At 72.3% G+C, this 17,650-nt stretch carries 17 protein-coding genes; 6 read left to right on the plus strand and 11 right to left on the minus strand.

What is annotated here, in order from left to right:
• The 3 genes from Q5762_RS28375 to Q5762_RS28385 form a co-directional block, all read right to left on the minus strand.
• Positions 1-1,457 (minus strand): homocysteine S-methyltransferase family protein (locus Q5762_RS28375; protein ID WP_315895101.1); only part of this gene is annotated, 1,457 nt, incomplete at its 3' end.
• 217 nt (positions 1,458-1,674) lie between these two features.
• A complete protein-coding gene (locus Q5762_RS28380) occupies positions 1,675-2,718 on the minus strand; it encodes a rod shape-determining protein (protein ID WP_315895102.1) in 1,044 nt (347 codons plus the stop codon).
• A 137-nt stretch (positions 2,719-2,855) separates the two neighbouring features.
• Entirely contained in the window at positions 2,856-3,467 is a 612-nt protein-coding gene (locus Q5762_RS28385) for a hypothetical protein (protein ID WP_315895103.1), read from the minus strand.
• A gap of 122 nt (positions 3,468-3,589) precedes the next feature.
• Here Q5762_RS28385 and Q5762_RS28390 point away from each other — a divergent pair, with 122 nt between their 5' ends.
• Complete coding sequence (locus tag Q5762_RS28390; protein ID WP_315895104.1) at positions 3,590-4,471, plus strand: hypothetical protein; 882 nt, start codon at positions 3,590-3,592, stop codon at positions 4,469-4,471.
• A 15-nt stretch (positions 4,472-4,486) separates the two neighbouring features.
• Here the strand turns inward: Q5762_RS28390 and Q5762_RS28395 are convergent, their stop codons facing one another.
• Positions 4,487-4,921 carry a MarR family transcriptional regulator gene (locus Q5762_RS28395; RefSeq protein ID WP_315895105.1) on the minus strand — a complete coding sequence of 145 codons (435 nt, stop codon included), beginning with the start codon at positions 4,919-4,921 and terminating at the stop codon, positions 4,487-4,489.
• Between the two features lie 98 nt (positions 4,922-5,019).
• Between Q5762_RS28395 and Q5762_RS28400 the strand changes: the two genes are divergently transcribed.
• From Q5762_RS28400 to Q5762_RS28410, 3 genes are all read left to right on the plus strand, one after another.
• The gene (locus Q5762_RS28400) at positions 5,020-6,039 is read left to right on the plus strand and encodes an NADP-dependent oxidoreductase (RefSeq protein ID WP_315895106.1); all 1,020 of its coding nucleotides are present in this window, start codon (positions 5,020-5,022) and stop codon (positions 6,037-6,039) included.
• A gap of 64 nt (positions 6,040-6,103) precedes the next feature.
• Complete coding sequence (locus Q5762_RS28405; RefSeq protein ID WP_315895107.1) at positions 6,104-6,526, plus strand: organic hydroperoxide resistance protein; 423 nt, start codon at positions 6,104-6,106, stop codon at positions 6,524-6,526.
• Positions 6,527-6,642: 116 nt separating this feature from the next.
• Entirely contained in the window at positions 6,643-7,461 is an 819-nt protein-coding gene (locus tag Q5762_RS28410) for an EI24 domain-containing protein (protein WP_315895108.1), read from the plus strand.
• Between the two features lie 75 nt (positions 7,462-7,536).
• Here the strand turns inward: Q5762_RS28410 and Q5762_RS28415 are convergent, their stop codons facing one another.
• The 3 genes from Q5762_RS28415 to Q5762_RS28425 all read right to left on the minus strand — a co-directional run bounded on the left by Q5762_RS28415 (position 7,537) and on the right by Q5762_RS28425 (position 10,196).
• Positions 7,537-8,250 (minus strand): carbon-nitrogen hydrolase family protein, encoded by a 714-nt coding sequence (locus Q5762_RS28415; protein ID WP_315895109.1) that lies wholly within the window; start codon positions 8,248-8,250, stop codon positions 7,537-7,539.
• An 8-nt stretch (positions 8,251-8,258) separates the two neighbouring features.
• Entirely contained in the window at positions 8,259-9,512 is a 1,254-nt protein-coding gene (locus tag Q5762_RS28420; protein WP_315895173.1) for a pyroglutamyl peptidase, read from the minus strand.
• 78 nt (positions 9,513-9,590) lie between these two features.
• Positions 9,591-10,196 (minus strand): TetR/AcrR family transcriptional regulator, encoded by a 606-nt coding sequence (locus Q5762_RS28425; RefSeq protein WP_315895110.1) that lies wholly within the window; start codon positions 10,194-10,196, stop codon positions 9,591-9,593.
• 158 nt (positions 10,197-10,354) lie between these two features.
• Between Q5762_RS28425 and Q5762_RS28430 the strand changes: the two genes are divergently transcribed.
• Complete coding sequence (locus Q5762_RS28430; protein ID WP_315895111.1) at positions 10,355-12,811, plus strand: glycoside hydrolase family 3 C-terminal domain-containing protein; 2,457 nt, start codon at positions 10,355-10,357, stop codon at positions 12,809-12,811.
• A 251-nt stretch (positions 12,812-13,062) separates the two neighbouring features.
• Here the strand turns inward: Q5762_RS28430 and Q5762_RS28435 are convergent, their stop codons facing one another.
• Both Q5762_RS28435 and Q5762_RS28440 read right to left on the minus strand, forming a co-directional pair.
• Positions 13,063-13,995, minus strand: a complete 933-nt coding sequence (locus Q5762_RS28435; protein WP_315895112.1) for an aldose epimerase family protein — start codon at positions 13,993-13,995, stop codon at positions 13,063-13,065.
• Positions 13,992-14,906 carry an SGNH/GDSL hydrolase family protein gene (locus tag Q5762_RS28440; protein WP_315895113.1) on the minus strand — a complete coding sequence of 305 codons (915 nt, stop codon included), beginning with the start codon at positions 14,904-14,906 and terminating at the stop codon, positions 13,992-13,994. The genes Q5762_RS28435 and Q5762_RS28440 overlap by 4 nt, the downstream gene beginning before the upstream one ends.
• Positions 14,907-15,176: 270 nt before the next feature.
• On the opposite strand from Q5762_RS28440, the gene Q5762_RS28445 reads away from it, so the two are divergent.
• Entirely contained in the window at positions 15,177-15,671 is a 495-nt protein-coding gene (locus tag Q5762_RS28445; RefSeq protein ID WP_315895114.1) for a DUF3145 domain-containing protein, read from the plus strand.
• A gap of 380 nt (positions 15,672-16,051) precedes the next feature.
• Here the strand turns inward: Q5762_RS28445 and fabF are convergent, their stop codons facing one another.
• A complete protein-coding gene (gene fabF / locus Q5762_RS28450) occupies positions 16,052-17,314 on the minus strand; it encodes a beta-ketoacyl-ACP synthase II (protein WP_315895115.1) in 1,263 nt (420 codons plus the stop codon).
• A 79-nt stretch (positions 17,315-17,393) separates the two neighbouring features.
• The gene (locus Q5762_RS28455; protein WP_315895116.1) at positions 17,394-17,642 is read right to left on the minus strand and encodes an acyl carrier protein; all 249 of its coding nucleotides are present in this window, start codon (positions 17,640-17,642) and stop codon (positions 17,394-17,396) included.
• Between the last annotated feature and the right edge of the window lie 8 nt (positions 17,643-17,650).

The following is a 17,650-nucleotide window of genomic DNA, read 5'->3' on the forward strand; positions in this document are numbered from 1 at the left end:
GTACGGGCCTGGCCCTCCTCGTCGATCGTCAGCGCGATCAACGCCGCCCCATGCTCCTGCGCCAGCCGCGTGACCTTTGCGAACCGCGACTCCGGCCCGTCACCATCCTCATAATTCACCGAGTTGATGACCGCACGGCCGCCGAGCTTCTCCAAACCCGCCTGGAGGACATCTACTTCGGTGGAGTCCAGGACGATCGGGAGGGTGGAGGCGGTGGCGAACCGCCCGGCCAGTTTCTCCATGTCGGCGACGCCGTCCCGGCCCACGTAGTCGACGCACAGATCGAGCATGTGCGCGCCCTCGCGGATCTGGTCCCGCGCCATCTCGACGCAGTCGTCCCAGCGACCCTCAAGCATCGCCTCGCGGAACTTCTTCGAACCATTCGCGTTCGTCCGCTCACCGATCGCCATATAGGAGGTGTCCTGGCGGAACGGGACCGTCTGATAGAGCGAGGCGGCACCGGGCTCGGGACGCGGCTCACGGGCCGTCGGCGTCAGACCGCGCACCCGCTCCACGACCTGGCGCAGATGCTCCGGGGTCGTACCGCAGCAGCCGCCGACCAGCGAAAGGCCGTAGTCGCGGACGAAGGTCTCCTGGGCGTCGGCCAGCTCGGCGGCGGACAGCGGGTAGTGCGCGCCGTTCTTGCCCAGGACCGGCAGACCGGCGTTCGGCATGCAGGACAGCGGGATCCGGGAGTGCCGGGCGAGGTAGCGGAGGTGCTCGCTCATCTCGGCCGGGCCGGTGGCGCAGTTCAGACCGATCATGTCGATGCCGAGCGGCTCCAGCGCGGTCAGCGCGGCGCCGATCTCCGAGCCGAGGAGCATCGTTCCCGTCGTCTCCACCGTCACCGAACAGATCAGCGGCACGGTGTAGCCGGCGCTCTCCATCGCCCGCCGTGCGCCGATGATCGACGCCTTGGTCTGGAGCAGATCCTGGGTGGTCTCCACGAGCAGCGCGTCGGCGCCGCCCGCGAGCATCCCCTCGGCGTTCTCCTGGTACGCGTCACGCAGCGTCGTGTACGGGGCGTGCCCGAGGGTCGGCAGCTTGGTTCCCGGGCCCATCGAGCCGAGCACCCAGCGCTGCTGTCCGGTGGCGGCGGTGAACTCGTCGGCGACCTCGCGGGCGATCCGGGCGCCGGCCTCGGACAGCTCGAAGTTCCGCTCGGGAATGTCGTACTCCGCGAGCGCCGCGAAGTTCGTGCCGAAAGTGTTGGTCTCCACGCAGTCGACACCGGCGGCGAAGTACTCCCGGTGCACGTTGCGGACGATGTCCGGGCGCGTGACGTTCAGGACCTCGTTGCAGCCTTCCAGCTGCTGGAAGTCGTCCAGCGTGGGGTCCTGGGCCTGGAGCATCGTGCCCATCGCGCCGTCCGCCACCACCACCCGGGTCGCGAGTGCCTCGCGGAGTGCGGCGGCGCGGGTCCGGCTGTCAACGGAAGGGGTCGGCGACGAGGCCATGGATGAGCTCCCAGGATCGCGACGGCTGTCGGCTTCGCGCCCCGTGGCACCGGCACCCCTGGTCAGGGGCGCGGCAGTCCGCGGGGCGCTCTGTAAGCCTCTTCAGCTGGGAGCGGGGCGTCAACGCGAGACCTGTCAGGTCTCGGTGAAGCTGGTTCACAGGGAGGTCAAGGTTCGGCCCGTACGTATCGGCGTCCGGGGAGCAGGATCGCGGAGGTCACTCCGCGCCGGCCAGCGGGTCGAGGACCATCGGCTGGATCTTGCCCTCCAGCATGGCCCCGAGCCCGAGGATCGCGCAGACGTCGGGCCGTTCGGCGATGGCCACGGGCATCCCGGTGGCCTCGCGCAGCATCTGGTCGAGCCCCGGCAGCAGGGCGCTGCCACCGACCATCATGATGCCGCGCTCGGCGAGGTCGGCCACCAGGTCCGGCGGGCAGTCCCGCAGGATCTTGCCGATGCCGTCGAGGACGGCGGTCAGCGGGGTGTGGATCGCGTCGCGTACGGCGGCGGTGTCGACGGTCACCGAGCGGGCCAGGCCGGTGGCGACGTCCCGGCCGTGGATCTCGGTGTAGCTGGGGCCCTGGAGGGTCAGGCCGTTCCCGCTGAGGGCGAGTTGCAGCGGGCGGACGGACTGGCTGGGCAGCATCAGTTCGTGCTGGTGGCGCAGGTGCTGGATGACCGCGTGGTCGATCGCGTCACCTCCCACCGGGATCCGCTCGGCGGTCACGATGGAGCCCAGCGACAGCACGGCGACCTGGGTGGTCGCCGCCCCGCAGACCATGATCATGGTCGCGGTGGGCTGCTCGACGGGGAGTCCGCAGCCCACGGCTGCCGCGATCAGGGTGTCGACCAGCTCGACCCGCCGGGCGCCGAGACCGACGAGGGTCTCCACGGCCGCGCGCTGGGCGAGCGGGTCGCTGTCGTGCGGGGTGCTGGCGGCGGCGCGGAGCCGGGGCTTGCGGCGCAGCTGGCGGCGGAGCTTCTCGCCGAGCAGATGACGGAGCATCCGCTGGGCCATCTCGATGTCGACGACGGTGCCGCCGGAGACGGGCCGCACGACGCGGATGTAGTCGGGGGTGCGGCCGGTCATCTTCTCGGCGAGGGCGCCGACGGCGATGAGGGCGCCGGTACGGGTGTTCACGGCGGCGACACTGGGCTCGTCGACGACGAGCCCGGCGCCCTTGACGAAGACCCGGGTCCTGGCGGCCCCCAGGTCGACGGCGAGATGGCAACGGCGCAGCTGCTCAAGGCTGACGGTCACGGCAGATCCTCCGGAGTGCGGTGCTGGCACGGAGCGAGGCGAGGTGGATTCGCGTTCTGTTCGCATCGTGCGACCCGCTTCGGCGCGGCGCGCGCTGGGATGAGCCGCCCGGGGGTGTAAAGAGCCCTGACGCCAGGTCAGGGACCCGGCCGGGGGGCGTCGGTCGGAGCAGACGTCGACGCGGGCGGAAGCAGTCGCTGCAGCAGGCCCCAGGTGAACTCGGCGGCACCGGGGGAGCCGTCGGGGAGGGTGAAGTCCAGGCGCAGCCGGGTCGGCGCGCCGCCGTCGCGCGCCCGGGCCGGCGGGAAGGCGTTCCCGACCTCGGCGACCGTGCAGCTCCAGGGCCGCAGATCCGCCTCCGTGCGCAGCTCGGGGACGGGGGAGCCGGGCGCGCGGACCAGGCCGCTGCCCCAGACGTCCGGCGTCCGGCGGCCGAGCGGGCCCACCAGGACCTCCCAGCGCAGGTGCGGCCAGAGCGGCAGCTCCCACTGGAGGATCTCGGAGTCGTACCGCTCCACCCGGCGGCGCGCCACCGGCTCGCCGAGCGCCGCGCGGTACCGGGCGAGTCCGCCCGGGCCCCGGCGGGCGTGCGCCCAGGCCTGCCAGCGCCGGTTGGCCTCGCGCATCTCCGTCCTGGAGGCCCCGAGCGCGCGGACGGCGTCCTCGACGAGGTCCGGTTGGTGGTCGGCCATCCGGCGGAGCAGGACGAGCTGGAACTCGGTGGGCCCGAAAGGCTCGGACGAGGTCATGCGACCATCCTGCCCGAAGCGGGAGAATCACGACGACACGCCGTCGACCTGGGGTTTCCTCACAGGATCCACACGTTCTCGCCTACCTGTGGTGTCCCGCCGACACATACTCTGCGGCAGCCATGGACTACTGCCATCAGTGCCGACGGCATCTCAACGGCGCCCTCGCCTGTGCGGGGTGTGGAACGCCGGTGGAGGAGCTGCGGTACGAGCCCCCTCGCGCGACCGCGCCCCCGGCCGCGTACTCGGCACCGGTCGCGTATGCGGCCCCGACCGCGTACTCGGCCCCGACCGAGCACGCGGCCGAGGCCGAGCACGTCTACGAGCTGGACGTCGTCGAGCCTCCGCGCCCCGCCGCGGGGAGCCGGCGCGCCGCTCGGCGTGGCGCCGCGGCCGGGCCCGCCGCGGCCGGCCGTGCGGCCTCGCGCAAGGGGCGTCGGGCCCGCAGTCGCAAGGGGCGAAACGTTCTGGTGGGCGCGCTCGGCCTGGTCCTCGCGACCGGCGCGCTGAGCCTGACGAAGGCGGCCCTGGACCCCCCGGACGAGGGCGGCGCCGCCACCGCCGTACAGGAGGACGAGGTCGTCGAGACCTCACTGCCGCCGGTGCCTTCGGAGAGCGCCGTCCGGACCACGGACCCCGGGCCGGTCCGGGTGTCGACGTCGGCCGTACCCAAGGACACGGACACTCCCGCGCCCGGGCATACGGGCATACCCGGCGCCGGGTCCGGCGGATCGGGGTCCGGCGGGTCCGGGTCCGGCGGGTCCGGGTCGGGATCCGGCCGAGGCGGCGGGAACGGGGGCGATCAGGGCCCGGCCGGTAGCGCGGGCGGTTCGAGCGCCACGCCCACCGGTTCGCCGTCCGCGTCCACCGGGGGTCCCACCGAGAGCGGGAGCCCCTCGGCGCCCGGATCGACGCCCACAGGGCAGCCCACCGGGCCGACGTCCACCCCGGCACCTCCCACGCCGAGCCCGGAGCCTAGCTGCTTCCTCTGGATCTGCTGGTAGCCGACGAGGAGGCCGTCAGGCCACGTCCTCGCCCAGCATCCGCTTCAGCAGGTCCCGCAGCAGCGTCCGCTCGACCTCCGTGAGCTGCCCGAGCGGCTCGCGCGCGAAGTCCAGCGACTCCCGCAGCCGGCGGGCGGTGTCACGCCCCTCCGGTGTGGGCGCGGCCAGCTTGACGCGGCGGTCGGCCGGGTCCGGGCGGCGCTCCACCAGGCCGCGCGTCTCGAGCCGGTCGACGATCCCCGTCACGTTCGACGGCTCGCACTTCAGCTTCTGGGCGATCTTCCGCATCGGCACCGGCTCCATGGAGAGCAGCCCGAGGACCCGGGCCTGGGCGCCGGTGAGCGCGTGCTCCGAGGCCGCCTGCTCGTACTCCTCGTGGTACCGCGCCACGACCGTGCCGATCAGGTCCACGACTTCGAGGGTCAGGGGGTCTGTGCGTGAGGTGGCCATGGGCATCATCGTACCCAGATACTTGACAACATGAAATATCGAAGCGCATGGTTGTTTCAGTTGGTGAAGTAATTTTCCCGTTCCAGGAGGCAGAGCCGATGTCCGTACTTCCCGCGTCCAGCCGTGAGTGGCACCTCGTCGCACGCCCGCACGGCTGGCCGACCCCCGCGGACTTCGCGCTCCGTGAGACCCCCGTCACCGCGCCCGCCGAGGGCCGGATCCTGGTCAAGAACCTGCACTTCTCCGTCGACCCGTACATGCGCGGCCGGATGAACGACGTGAAGTCGTACGTCCCGCCGTTCAAGCTGGACCACCCCATGGACGGCGGCGCGGTCGGCGAGGTCGTCGCGTCGAACGCGGAGGGCTTCGCCGTCGGCGACCACGTCCTGCACGGCCTCGGCTGGCGTGAGTACGCCGACGTGCCCGCCCAGCACGCCACCAAGGTCGACCCCGACCTGGCCCCCCTCTCCACGTACCTGGGCGTGCTCGGCATGACCGGTCTGACGGCCTACGCCGGCCTCTTCGAGGTCGCCTCCTTCAAGGAGGGCGACACGGTCTTCGTCTCCGGTGCGGCCGGTGCCGTCGGCAGCCAGGTCGGCCAGATGGCCAAGCTCAAGGGCGCCTCCCGGGTCATCGGCTCGGCCGGCTCCGACGAGAAGGTCAAGCTCCTCGTCGAGGAGTACGGCTTCGACGCCGCGTTCAACTACAAGAACGGCCCGGTCAAGGACCAGCTCCGCGCGGCCGCCCCGGACGGCATCGACGTCTACTTCGACAACGTCGGCGGGGACCACCTCGAAGCCGCCATCTCCTCGCTCAATGTGCACGGCCGCGCCACCATCTGCGGCATGATCGCGCAGTACAACGACACCGAGCCGGTGGCCGGACCGCGCAACATGGCCATGATCATCGGCAAGCGGCTGCGCCTCCAGGGCGTCCTCGTCGGCGACCACTACGGGATGCAGCAGCAGTTCGTCCAGGAGGTCGGCGGCTGGCTGCGCTCCGGTGAGCTGAAGTACGGCGAGACCTTCGCCGAGGGCATCGAGAACGGCGCGGAGGCCTTCCTCGGTCTGCTCCGCGGCGAGAACACCGGCAAGATGATCGTTTCGCTGACCCGTTAGTCTTCCCTCAGCCGTCGCGATCGTGGGCGCGAGTCGCGGCGAACCAGCAGAAGGAAGCAACCAGATGTCCATCCAGCAGTCTGACGTCCTGTACACCGCCGTCGCCACCGCCGAGAACGGGCGGGACGGCCGGGTCGCGACCGACGACGGTCAGCTCGACGTCGTGGTGAACCCGCCGAAGGCCATGGGCGGCTCCGGCGCGGGCACCAACCCCGAGCAGCTCTTCGCCGCCGGTTACAGCGCCTGCTTCCAGGGCGCGCTGGGCGTCGTGGCGCGCAATGAGAACGCCGACATCTCGGGCTCGTCGGTCACCGCCGAGGTCGGCATCGGCAAGAACGACGACGGCTTCGGCATCATCGTGAAGATATCGGCGACCATCCCGAACGTGGACGCCGAGACCGCGAAGAGCCTGATCGAGAAGGCCCACCAGGTCTGCCCGTACTCCAAGGCGACCCGCGGGAACATCACGGTCGAGCTCGCCGTCTGAGTTCCGCATACGATGAAGTGGGCCGCACCTCGACCGACCGGGGTGCGGCTCTCTTTCGTACGGGCCGGTTCCGGCTTCGTACAGGCCGGTCCCGGCCGCCCGATAGGGTGATCGACATGCGTGATCTCGGGGCTGGGTTCGGGTTTCTGGTACAGGGGCAGAAGTGGGTGGGCCGGCACGGCCGCTGGTTCGGGTTCGGGCTGCTGCCCGGGCTCGTGACCCTCGTGCTGTACGTGGGCGCGCTCATCGGTCTCGGCTACGGAGCCGACGACCTGACCACCTGGGCGACCCCGTTCGCCGACGACTGGACCTCCCCGTGGCAGGGCCTCTTCCGGGGCTTCCTGACGGGTCTGGTCTTCGCCTTCGGCCTCTTCCTCTCGATCATCACCTTCACCGCGGTGACCCTGCTGGTCGGCCAGCCGTTCTACGAGTCGCTCTCCGAGCAGGTCGACCGCACCGAGGGCGGCGAGGTCCCCGAGTCCGGCCTGCCGCTCTGGCGTGAGCTGTGGATCTCCGCGCGCGACAGCCTGCGCGTGCTGCTCCGGGTCGTCCTGTACGGCATCCTGCTCTTCGCCTGTGGCTTCATCCCGGTCGTCGGCCAGACGGTGGTACCGGTCATCGGCTTCTGCGTCTCCGGCTTCTTCCTCGCCCATGAGCTGACGTCCGTCGCCCTCCAGCGCCGTGGCGTCGAGCTGAAGGAGCGCCTCACCATGCTCCGGGGCCGCCGGATGCTCACCCTGGGCTTCGGCGTCCCGCTGACCCTGTCGTTCCTGGTCCCGTTCCTCGCCGTGTTCCTGATGCCGGGCGCGGTCGCGGGCGCGACGCTGATGGCCCGCGAGCTGACCGGCGAGGCGGGTACGGGGGACGACGAGGCCCCCGCCCCCACCACGGTCCCGGCCGGCGCCCCCGATCTGCGGAAGCGCCAGGGCGCCTAGCCGGCTCACCCGTGGCCGGCCCACCCGTGGCCGGCCCACCCCTGGCCGGCCCACCCCTGGTCAGCCCACCCCTGGTCACCCCACCTCGGCGAGGACGAACCCCGCCCGCTCGGGGCCCGCGTCGACGATCAGCTCGCCGTCCGGGCCCCAGACGCCGCTGCGGCCGACGCACGTGCCCGCCTCGCTCGTGCCGAGCGGGTTGGACAGCACCACGTACAGCCCGAATTCCCTGGCCCGTACCGGATACACCTTCTCGAACTGGTCGCTGTCGGCGTCCAGCGCCGAGCTCGCCAGATAAACCGTGCAGCCGGCGGCGACGGCCCGCTCCGCGATCTCGGGGAAGCGGTTGTCGTAGCAGGTGGCGAGCGCGAAGCCGACGCCGTCGAGGGTGAAGCGGCCGTCGGCCGTACCCGGGGCGAAGACCTCGTTCTCGATGCCGTGCAGATGGGCCTTGTCGTACCGGGCGAGGAGCTCCCCGTCCGGGCCGATGACGAGGGAGGCGATGGCCGGCCGGCCCCCCGCCGTGTACACGGCGGCGCAGACCACCGCCGCCGTGCCCGCCGCGCGGCAGGCCTCCCGTACCGGCTCCAGCCGGACGTCGTCCTCGGTGAGGGACATGGCCGGCGTCGCGCCGATGAGGGCCGGTTCGTAGCCGGTGACGGCCAGCTCGGGGAGGAGGACGACCCGGGCGCCCTCGGCACCCGCGGCGCGGACCAGGCCGGCCGCCGTCCGGAGGTTGGCCTCGACGTCCCCGGTGACCGGGGCGAACTGTGCGGCTGCGATGATCATGACCGCCATCATCCCGCCGCCGCGCCGGGAGCGGAAGCCCCCGCCGCCACCGCGACGATCGCCCGGACCTGGCCGATGATGTCCAGCCGGTTGCGGACGAACTCCGGATCCGTGACCGTGCCCGTCGCCGGGTCGGTGTTGCCCGCGCCGAACTCCAGGACCGGCGTGTGGACATGTCCGCCGGGCAGCTCCCGCAGGCCGAGCCGGTCGCGCAGCAGCGTCGCCCGGTAGGCGATCTCGTTGGAGAGATAGTTCCCGCCGCCGCCCGCGCGGGCCGTGGACCCCGGCGTCGGACCGTCCGCCCGCTCCACGGGCCCGGTCCCGCCCGCCGGGATCTCCGTCACCGCCGTGTTGTCCCGTACCGGGAAGCGCCCGGTGTCCGCCGCGACGATCGAGGCGTACGGCAGGGTCGTCGCCGTCCACTGGGGCCGCGCGGCCGGGTCGTCGACCGGGACGGTCCCGGTGCGGGAGACGTTCTCGTTGTCCGGGAAGCCACCCCGCCAGGCGCCGTTGTACCGCTCGATGTCGAAGCGGCCCGGCCGGCCCTGGCTGACCGTGGTGAAGAGGTCCACCTCCGGCAGGTGCGCGCGCAGGGTCTGCTCGACCGTGCCGTCCGCGAAGTCCTGCCAGCGGACCGGGAAGACGGCCGTCTCGATCCGGGCGGGGCTCCCGTCCGCCGTCCCGATCCAGGTCCCGTCGAGGGCCAGCGCGGTGGCCCCGGACGGGTTGCTGATCCGGACGTCCCGGTCGAGCGTGAAGGGGTCGAAGCCGGTCAGCAGGATCCGCTTCACGCCCTTGCCGGCCGGAAACCGGATCGCGTCCTGGCCGCGCGAGGCGCGTTCGAGCCGGTCGAGCAGCCGGTCCCTGCCCTCCTCGGAGAGCGTGAACTGCGGGTCCCAGCCGCGCAGTTCGCGGGTCAGGGCGAGGCGCGCCCAGTACAGCGGGCGGTCGTCGTCCACGCTGAGGTCACCGCGCACCCGGCGCCCCTGTGCCCGGTCGACGGCGTCCCGCCAGAGCCGTGCCCCGTGCCGTACGACCGCCCGCTCGGCCTCCCCGTACGACTCCGCGCCGGCCAGCGCCCGCGCGAACTCCGGTGCCGCGGCGGCGAATCCACCGCGCCGGAGGATCTCCTGGGGCGCGGCGCGGTCGAGCCGCGCCTCCTCCACGGTGCCGACCCCGGCGGCCGAGGCGGGCGGCGCGCCAAGCGTCAGGGTTGCGGTGATCAGCGCGAGACCGAGCGCTGCGTGACGTATCCGGGACAGCACGGGCGGAACCTCCGTCGAGTCGGAAACCGGCCCGCGCAGTATCCCGGCTCACCCGTAACTCCCGCTACGGCGCCCTCACTTGTCGCTTGTGTCCCCGGGCTGCCCGAGGTCCCCGGGCTCACCGCCGTACAGCAGCCGCAGGAAGTCCCGGAACACGGCGGGCATGTCCACCGCCGCCGGGTCCAGCAGCCACTGGTACTGGAGCCCGTCCATCACCGCCGTCAGGATCGGAGCCGCCCGCTCCGGTGTCAGCCCGCTCGGCAGGCGCTCGCCGAACTCCAGGCGCAGCACGATCGCCATCTCCGAACGGACCTGGGAGTAGCGCTCGGTGAAGAACGAGCGGGCCGGATGGTCCTCCGTCACGCTCTCGCCCAGCAGCGCCGAGAAGGTCTGCACGATCCCCGGCCGCATGGCGTTGTACTCGACCAGCGAGTCGATCAGGTCGAGCCGCCAGCCCTCCCGCGAGCCCGCCCCGCTGGTGTCCCACTTGTCGCGCTCCGCGAGGACCGCGACGAGCAGGGCCTCCTTCGTCGGGAAGTAGTGCAGCAGCCCCTGCTGCGTCAGCCCGACCCGCTCCGCGACGGCGCCGAGCGACGCGCCCCGGTAGCCGCGCTCGGCGATCACCTCAAGGGCCGCGCGCACGATGTCCGCGCGCCGCTCCTCGCTCCTGGCCCGCACCACGCCGTGGCCCCCTTCCCCCGCTGTTCGTCCGCCCGAAGGCTCCTCGTCACGAGGACCGTACGGCATCGAATCATTACGAAATAATAACGTAACCTACCGCTCTACAGGTACGAGGTCCACCATGGGCCCCACAACGACTTCAACGAGGAGGTACGGCCGTGACGGAGAACAGCGCGGAGACCGTCCGCGAGCAGGCCGTCGAGGCGGCGCTCGGCAAGCTCGACCTGGACACCAAGGCACGGCTGCTCAGCGGTCAGGACATGTGGTCCCTGCCGGCCGTCCCCGAGATCGGACTGCGGTCGATCGTGATGTCGGACGGCCCGATCGGCGTCCGCGGTGTCCGCTGGACCGCCGACGACCCGTCCGTCGCCCTGCCCTCCCCGACGGCCCTCGCCGCCGCCTGGGACCCGGCCCTCGCCCGCCGCGCCGGCCGCCTGCTCGCCCAGGAGGCCCGTCGCAAGGGGGTCCACGTCCTCCTCGCCCCCACCGTCAACCTGCACCGCACCCCGCTCGGCGGCCGCCACTTCGAGGCCTACAGCGAGGACCCGTACCTCACCGGAGCCATCGGCACCGGTTACGTCCAGGGCGTCCAGGACGGCGGCGTCGGCACCACCGTCAAGCACTTCGTCGCCAACGACGCCGAGACCGACCGCTTCACCGTGAACAACACGATCGCCCCGCGCCCGCTGCGCGAGCTCTACCTCGCGCCCTTCGAGGCCATCGTCAAGAACGCCCACCCCTGGGGCATCATGACCGCCTACAACCAGGTCAACGGCGCGACGATGACCGAGCACCGCTACCTCGTCAACGAGGTCCTGCGCGGCGAGTGGGGCTTCGACGGCTACAACGTCTCCGACTGGATGGCCGCCCGCTCCACCAAGGGCGACATCGAGGGCGGCCTCGACGTCGCCATGCCAGGACCGCAGACCGTATACGGCGAGGCGCTCGCCGCCGCCGTCCGGGCCGGCGAGGTCGAGGAGTCGGCCGTCGACGCGGCCGTACGGAACGTGCTGCGGCTCGCCGCCCGCGTCGGCGCCCTCGAAGGCGCCCCGCCGGTCGTCGCCGAGCCCCCGGCCGCCATCGACGGCGACGCGCTCGCCCGCGAGATCGCCCGCCGCGGCTTCGTCCTGGTACGGAACGAGGGCGCGCTCCCCCTGAAGCCCGGCACCGTCGCCCTCGTCGGCGCCGCCGCCCGCGACGCCCGGGTCCTCGGCGGCGGCTCCGCCCAGGTCTTCCCCGACCACACCGTCTCCCCGCTCGACGGCCTCACCGCCGCCCTGCCCGACGGCGCCCTGACCTTCACGATCGGCGCCGACCCGAGCGACGAACTCACCCCCGCCGACCAGGGCTTCACCCTCCGCGCGATCTGCCGCGACGCCGCCGGCGACATCCTCGGCGAGGGCACCCTGCCCAACGGCCAGGTCCAGTGGATCGGCGACGACCTCCCGGCCGGCGCCACCCACGAGACCCTCGCCTCCATCGAGGTCGTCGGCACCTTCACCCCGCGCGAGTCCGGCGAGCACTCCTTCGGCACCCGCGGCCTCGGCGCCTACACCCTCCGCATCGCAGGGGAGAGCGTCTTCGACGGCGTCCAGACGATGGGCCCCGAGACCGACCCCTTCGAGGCGTTCTTCGGCTCCCCCGTCGAGCGGGCCAAGGTCGCCCTCACCGCCGGCCAGACCGTCGAGGTCTCCCTGCTCCACACCCTCGACAAGGAGTTCGCCGCCCCGCTGCCGGCCGTCATGTTCTCCTTCGTCCACCTCGGGCCGCGCCGCGACCCCGGCGAACTGATCGCCGAAGCCGTCGAGGCCGCCCGCGCCGCCGACACCGCCGTCGTGGTCGTCGCCACCACCGAGCGCGTCGAGTCCGAGGGCTTCGACCGCAAGGACCTCGGCCTGCCGGGCCGCCAGGACGAGCTGGTCCGGGCCGTCGCCGCCGTCAACCCGAACACGGTCGTCGTCGTCAACGCCGGCTCCCCGGTCGAGATGCCCTGGCGCGAGGAGGTCGCCGCGATCCTGCTCAGCTGGTTCCCCGGCCAGGAGGGCGGCGACGCGCTCGCCGACGTCCTCACCGGCGCCGAGGAGCCCGGCGGCCGGCTCCCCACCACCTGGCCCGTCGCCCTCGCCGACGTCCCGGTCACCGAGGTCACCCCCACCGACGGCGAACTCGCCTACGCCGAGGGCGTCTTCATCGGCTACCGCGCCTGGGACAAGGCCGGCACCACCCCCGCGTACCCCTTCGGCCACGGCCTCGGCTACACCACCTGGACGTACGACTCCCTCGAAGTCACCCCCACCGAGGCGAAGGTCCGGATCACCAACACCGGAAGCCGCACCGGCCGCGAGGTCGTCCAGGTCTACCTGGCGCCGCAGTCGACCGTGCCTGACAGCGCGCGGAGCACGACCGTGGAGCGCCCGGCCCGCTGGCTGGCCGGCTTCGCGAGCGTCGCGGCGGGCCCCGGCGAGAGCGTCGAGACCACGATCGCGCTGCCCCGCCGCGCCTTCGAGGTCTGGGACGAGGAGAAGGGCGACTGGTCCTGCGTCGCCGGCACGTACGAGGTGCGGGCCGCCCACTCGCTGACCGACGCGCGCCTCACGGCCACGCTGGACATCTGAGGCCGGGGAACACCCTCATGACCGGCCCCGGGGCGGAACCTGACAGCCGCCCCGGGGCTGCAGCACGTCGTTCGCCGAGGTCGGCGCCTTCGACCGGCCGCAGCGTCACCTCGCCACCCGCCCCCCGTGGCTCTTGGGTGCTCGACGTTCCCGCGGGGCCCGGCGATCTTCGGGCTCCCCGGACATTCCGGAGATCGTCTCGGAGAGCGTCGCTTTCGCCGCTTGGTTCGGCGTGCCGTTCGGTGCGTCGTTCAGCGCGTGCCGAAGCGGTACACGGTCGTGGACATGTACACCTCGTCCGGCCGCAGCACCGTCGACGGGAACTCCGGCCGGTTCGGCGAGTCCGGGAAGTGCTGGGTCTCCAGTGCGACCCCGCCGAGCTCCGGGTTCGCGTACACCTGGAGCCCGGGCTCGGTCGTGTCCACGCCCACCGCCCGCCCGGTGTCCGGCGCGTACAGCTCGGCGGCCGGCGAACCGCCCCCGTCGAGGACGAAGTTGTGGTCCAGCGGAATCGCCGGCGGCCTGCCGGTACGGAAGTCCAGCTCCGTGCCCGCGACCTCGGCGAACGCCCCGGTGGGGACCCCCGTCTCGTCGGTCGGCGTCCAGCGGTCCGCTGCGACCCGCAGCTCGTGCGCCCCGCCGCCGAGCCGCCAGTACGCGTGGTTCGTCAACGCCACGACCGTCGGCGCGTCCGTCACCGCCCGGTAGCCGATGCACAGCGCCCCGTCCTCCCGCAGCCGGTAGCTCACCGAGACCTTCAGGCGGCCGGGGAAGCCCTCCTCACCGGCCGGGCTCACCCGGGAGAGCCGTACGCCCGAGGTGACCTCCTCCGCGTCCCACACGTGCTTGTCGAAGCCGCGCTCCCCGCCGTGCAGGCAGTTCGGCCCGCCGTTCCGGGCCAGCCGGTACGCCGTGCCGTCGAGGGCGAACGACCCGCCCGCGATCCGATTGGCGTAACGCCCCACCAGAGCGCCGAAGTACAGCTCCGGATGCTTCAGATAGCCCGTCAGATCCGGGAACCCGAGGACCGACTCGCCCGGCACGCCGTCCCGGTCCGGCGTCACCACGGACTGCACGATGCCGCCGTACGTCAGCACCCGCACCCGCACGGCGCCCCGCTCCAGCGTCCAGCGCGACACGTCCGTGCCGTCGGCCGAACCGAAGGGCTCCCGGGTGATCCTCATGATCCGGAACCCTTCGCGGGCGGCTCCGAGGCCGTCACCTGCCGATGTGCCAGCTCCGCGAGCCGCGCCTGCCCGTTCCTGCTGGGATGGAACCAGTCCCACGGACTCAGCTGCCCGCCGTCGAAGCGGAAGCCGAACACGGCCCCGCCGTCGTACCGGCAGCGCTCGTCCTTCGCGCAGACCTCCGCCAGGACCTCGTTGTACGCCACCACCCGGTCCCGTACCGCCGTCCGGCGCCGCTCGGCCGGTGCGCTCAGATCCTCGGCGTCGGCAAGCATCGAGGCGCAGATCCCCAGCTTCCAGACCTGCCGGCCCATCGGGCTGCCCTTGCCCTGCGCCCACAGCCGCTTCAGGTCCGGCACGCTCGACACGTACACCTGCGCCTTGGGCGCGGCGGCCCGCAGACTCGCGAGCGACGCCTCGAAGTCCGCGCGGAACTCGGCGACCGGGGTCATCAGTTCGGCCCGGTCCCGGCAGGCGTCGTTGGCGCCCATCATCACCGTCACCAGCTCCGGCCTGCGGGCGCCCGCCCGCGCCATCTGCTGGGGCAGCTCCGCCATCCGGGCCCCGGTCCGCGCCAGGTTCCAGCTGCGCTCGCCGACCCGCTCGGGGCCGAGGAGCCGCAGCGCCAGGCTGTTGACCCCGGTGTCCGTGCCGGTCGCCCAGGAGGCCTCCGGGCAGTCCGCCAGGACCGTACAGGCGTCGAAGGCGCGGGTGATGGAGTCGCCGACGGCGGCGACGGAGGCGGGCGTACGGTCCCAGAGCGGGGTCGGCCGTGGTGTCGGCGCCATCTTCCGCGCGGCTTCCGCGGCGGGCTCCGCCGTCTCACACCCCGTCAGGACGCCCGCGCACAGCAGCGCCACGGCCCCCGCCGCGGCGACGGTGGTACGGAATCGTCGGCTCCCGCGCATCCCCCTGGCCCTTCTCCCGCATCCGGTCGGCGTCCTGGCGAGTGAAAGCTTCGTGTCCACCGGCCCCCGGACCGACCGTACGTCACCCCAAGGGCGGTGCGGCACGGTAGCTTTTCCCCCGTCGAACCAGAGGCACCTTTGCCAATCGGCTCCGGTAAATTACATCACGTCACATGCTGTCCCCTTTTCGGGGGTTTACGGACTTTACTCCCGATGCTGTTTACTGAGGCCGCTGGGAAAGGCGAACCTCGTCCCACACTGGAGGTCCCGGTGACGACACGTGGAGTCCTGTACGTACACTCCGCACCGCGCGCGCTGTGCCCGCACGTCGAATGGGCGGTCGCGGGTGTCCTCGGTGCGAGGGTCCAGCTCGACTGGATCCGCCAGCCTGCGTCGCCCGGCACGTGGAGAGCCGAGTTCTCCTGGCGGGGCGAAACCGGTACGGCGTCCAAACTGGCCTCCGCGCTGCGCGGCTGGCAGATGCTCCGCTTCGAGGTCACCGCGGAGCCGTGCCCGACCGCCGAGGGCGAGCGCTACAGCGCCACCCCCGAACTCGGCATCTTCCACGCGGTCACCGGCATGCACGGCGACATCCTGATCCCGGAGGACCGCCTGCGGGCCGCCCTCGCCCGCTCCGTGCGCGGCGAGACGGAGCTGGAGGCGGAGATCGCCAAACTCCTCGGCAAGCCCTGGGACGACGAACTGGAACCCTTCCGCTACGCCGGCGAGGGCGCCCCGGTCCGCTGGCTGCACCAGGTCGTCTGATCCGCTGGGGCGATGGGGGTTCCCCCGGACGAAGTCCGGGGGAGGGTGGGCACAACGGAGCGGCGCCCTGGCGGGCGCGTCCGCCCCGTGCCCGTCCGTCCACCCCAAGGGCCCTGCACAGCGCAACGGCCCCGGGCCGGAACGCCGAAGGCCCACCCCCGCCCGGGGGTGGGCCTCATGCGTGACTTCGGGTCAGATGGTGCGGAACGCCAGCACCACGTTGTGGCCGCCGAAGCCGAAGGAGTTGGCCCCTTCCTCGTGCGCCCCTCGCGCCGCTTCGCGGGCTTCGGAGCGCTGTGCCGGACTCCGTCCGGCCGCGACCGCGGGCGTGGCAGAGGCCCACCCCGTGCCCGGGGGTGGGCCTCATGCGTGACTTCGGGTCAGATGGTGCGGAAGGCCAGCACCACGTTGTGGCCGCCGAAGCCGAAGGAGTTGTTGATCGCGGCGATCGTGCCCTGCGGGAGCTCGCGGGGCTGGTCGCGGACGATGTCCGCCTCCACGGCCGGGTCCAGGTCGTCGCAGTTGATCGTCGGCGGGGCCAGGCGGTGGTGCAGCGCCAGGACCGTCGCGACGGTCTCGATGCCGCCCGCGCCACCGAGCAGGTGACCCGTCATCGACTTCGTCGCGGAGATCGCGACATGGTCCAGGTCGTCGCCGAGCACCTTGCGCAGCGCCTTGATCTCGGCGACGTCACCCTGCGGCGTCGACGTCGCGTGCGCGTTGAGGTGCACGACCTCGGCCGGCTTCAGGTCCGTCGCGTCCAGCAGGTTCTGCATCGCGGCCGCGATGCCCCGGCCGGTCGGCTCGGGCTGCGCGATGTGGTGGCTGTCGGCCGACAGGCCCTGCCCCAGCACCTCGCAGTAGATCCGCGCGCCACGGGCCTTCGCGTGCTCCTCGGACTCGAGGATCACCACACCCGCGCCCTCGCCGAGCACGAAGCCGTCCCGGCCCGTGTCGTACGGACGCGAGGCCTTCGTCGGCTCGTCGTTGTTCTTGGACATCGCCATCATGTTGGCGAAGGCCGCGATCGGCAGCGGGTGGATCGCCGCCTCGGTACCGCCGGCCACGACCACGTCGGCGCGACCCGTACGGATCATCTCGACGGCGTAGCCGATCGCCTCGGCACCCGACGCGCACGCGGAGACCGGGGTGTGCACGCCCGCCCGGGCGTTCACCTCCAGGCCGACGTTGGCGGAGGGGCTGTTCGGCATCAGCATCGGCACGGTGTGCGGGGACACGCGGCGGACGCCCTTTTCCTTCAGGACGTCGTACTGGTCGAGCAGAGTCGTGACACCGCCGATGCCGGAGGCGATGACGGAGCCGAGCCGCTCGGGCGCGATGCTGTCGTCCTCACCGGCCGGGGCGGTGTAGCCCGCGTCGGCCCACGCTTCACGGGCCGCGATCAGCGCGAACTGCGCCGAGCGGTCCAGCTTGCGGGCGAGCGGGCGGGGCAGAACGTCGCCCGGGTCCACCGCGGCGGGCGCCGCGATCTGGACCGGCAGTTCGGCGAATCGTTCGCCCTCGAGAGCCTTGACGCCGGAGCGTCCCGCGATCAGACCTTCCCAGGTCGATGCGGAGTCGCCACCCAGCGGTGTGGTTGCGCCGATACCGGTGACGACCACAGTGCGATTGGTCGAGCTCACAGGAATTCGTTCTCCATGTGTGTGATGGTCGGAATACGGCGCCACCGCCGGGTGGCTGACCGGGTCAGCAGGGGCCGAATCAGCCCTGGTGCTTCAGGATGTAGTCGGTCGCGTCGCCGACCGTCTTGAGGTTCTTGACGTCCTCGTCCGGGATCTTGACCTCGAAGCGCTCTTCGGCGGCCACAACGACCTCGACCATGGACAGGGAGTCGACATCGAGGTCGTCGGTGAAGGACTTGTCCAGCTGGACGTCCTCGACCGGGATGCCGGCGATCTCGTTGACGATCTCGGCAAGACCCTTGACGATCTCTTCCTGGGTGAAGGCCATGTTGGCGC

The sequence above is a fragment of the Streptomyces sp. P9(2023) genome (genome assembly GCF_032436795.1).
Classification (GTDB): domain Bacteria; phylum Actinomycetota; class Actinomycetes; order Streptomycetales; family Streptomycetaceae; genus Streptomyces.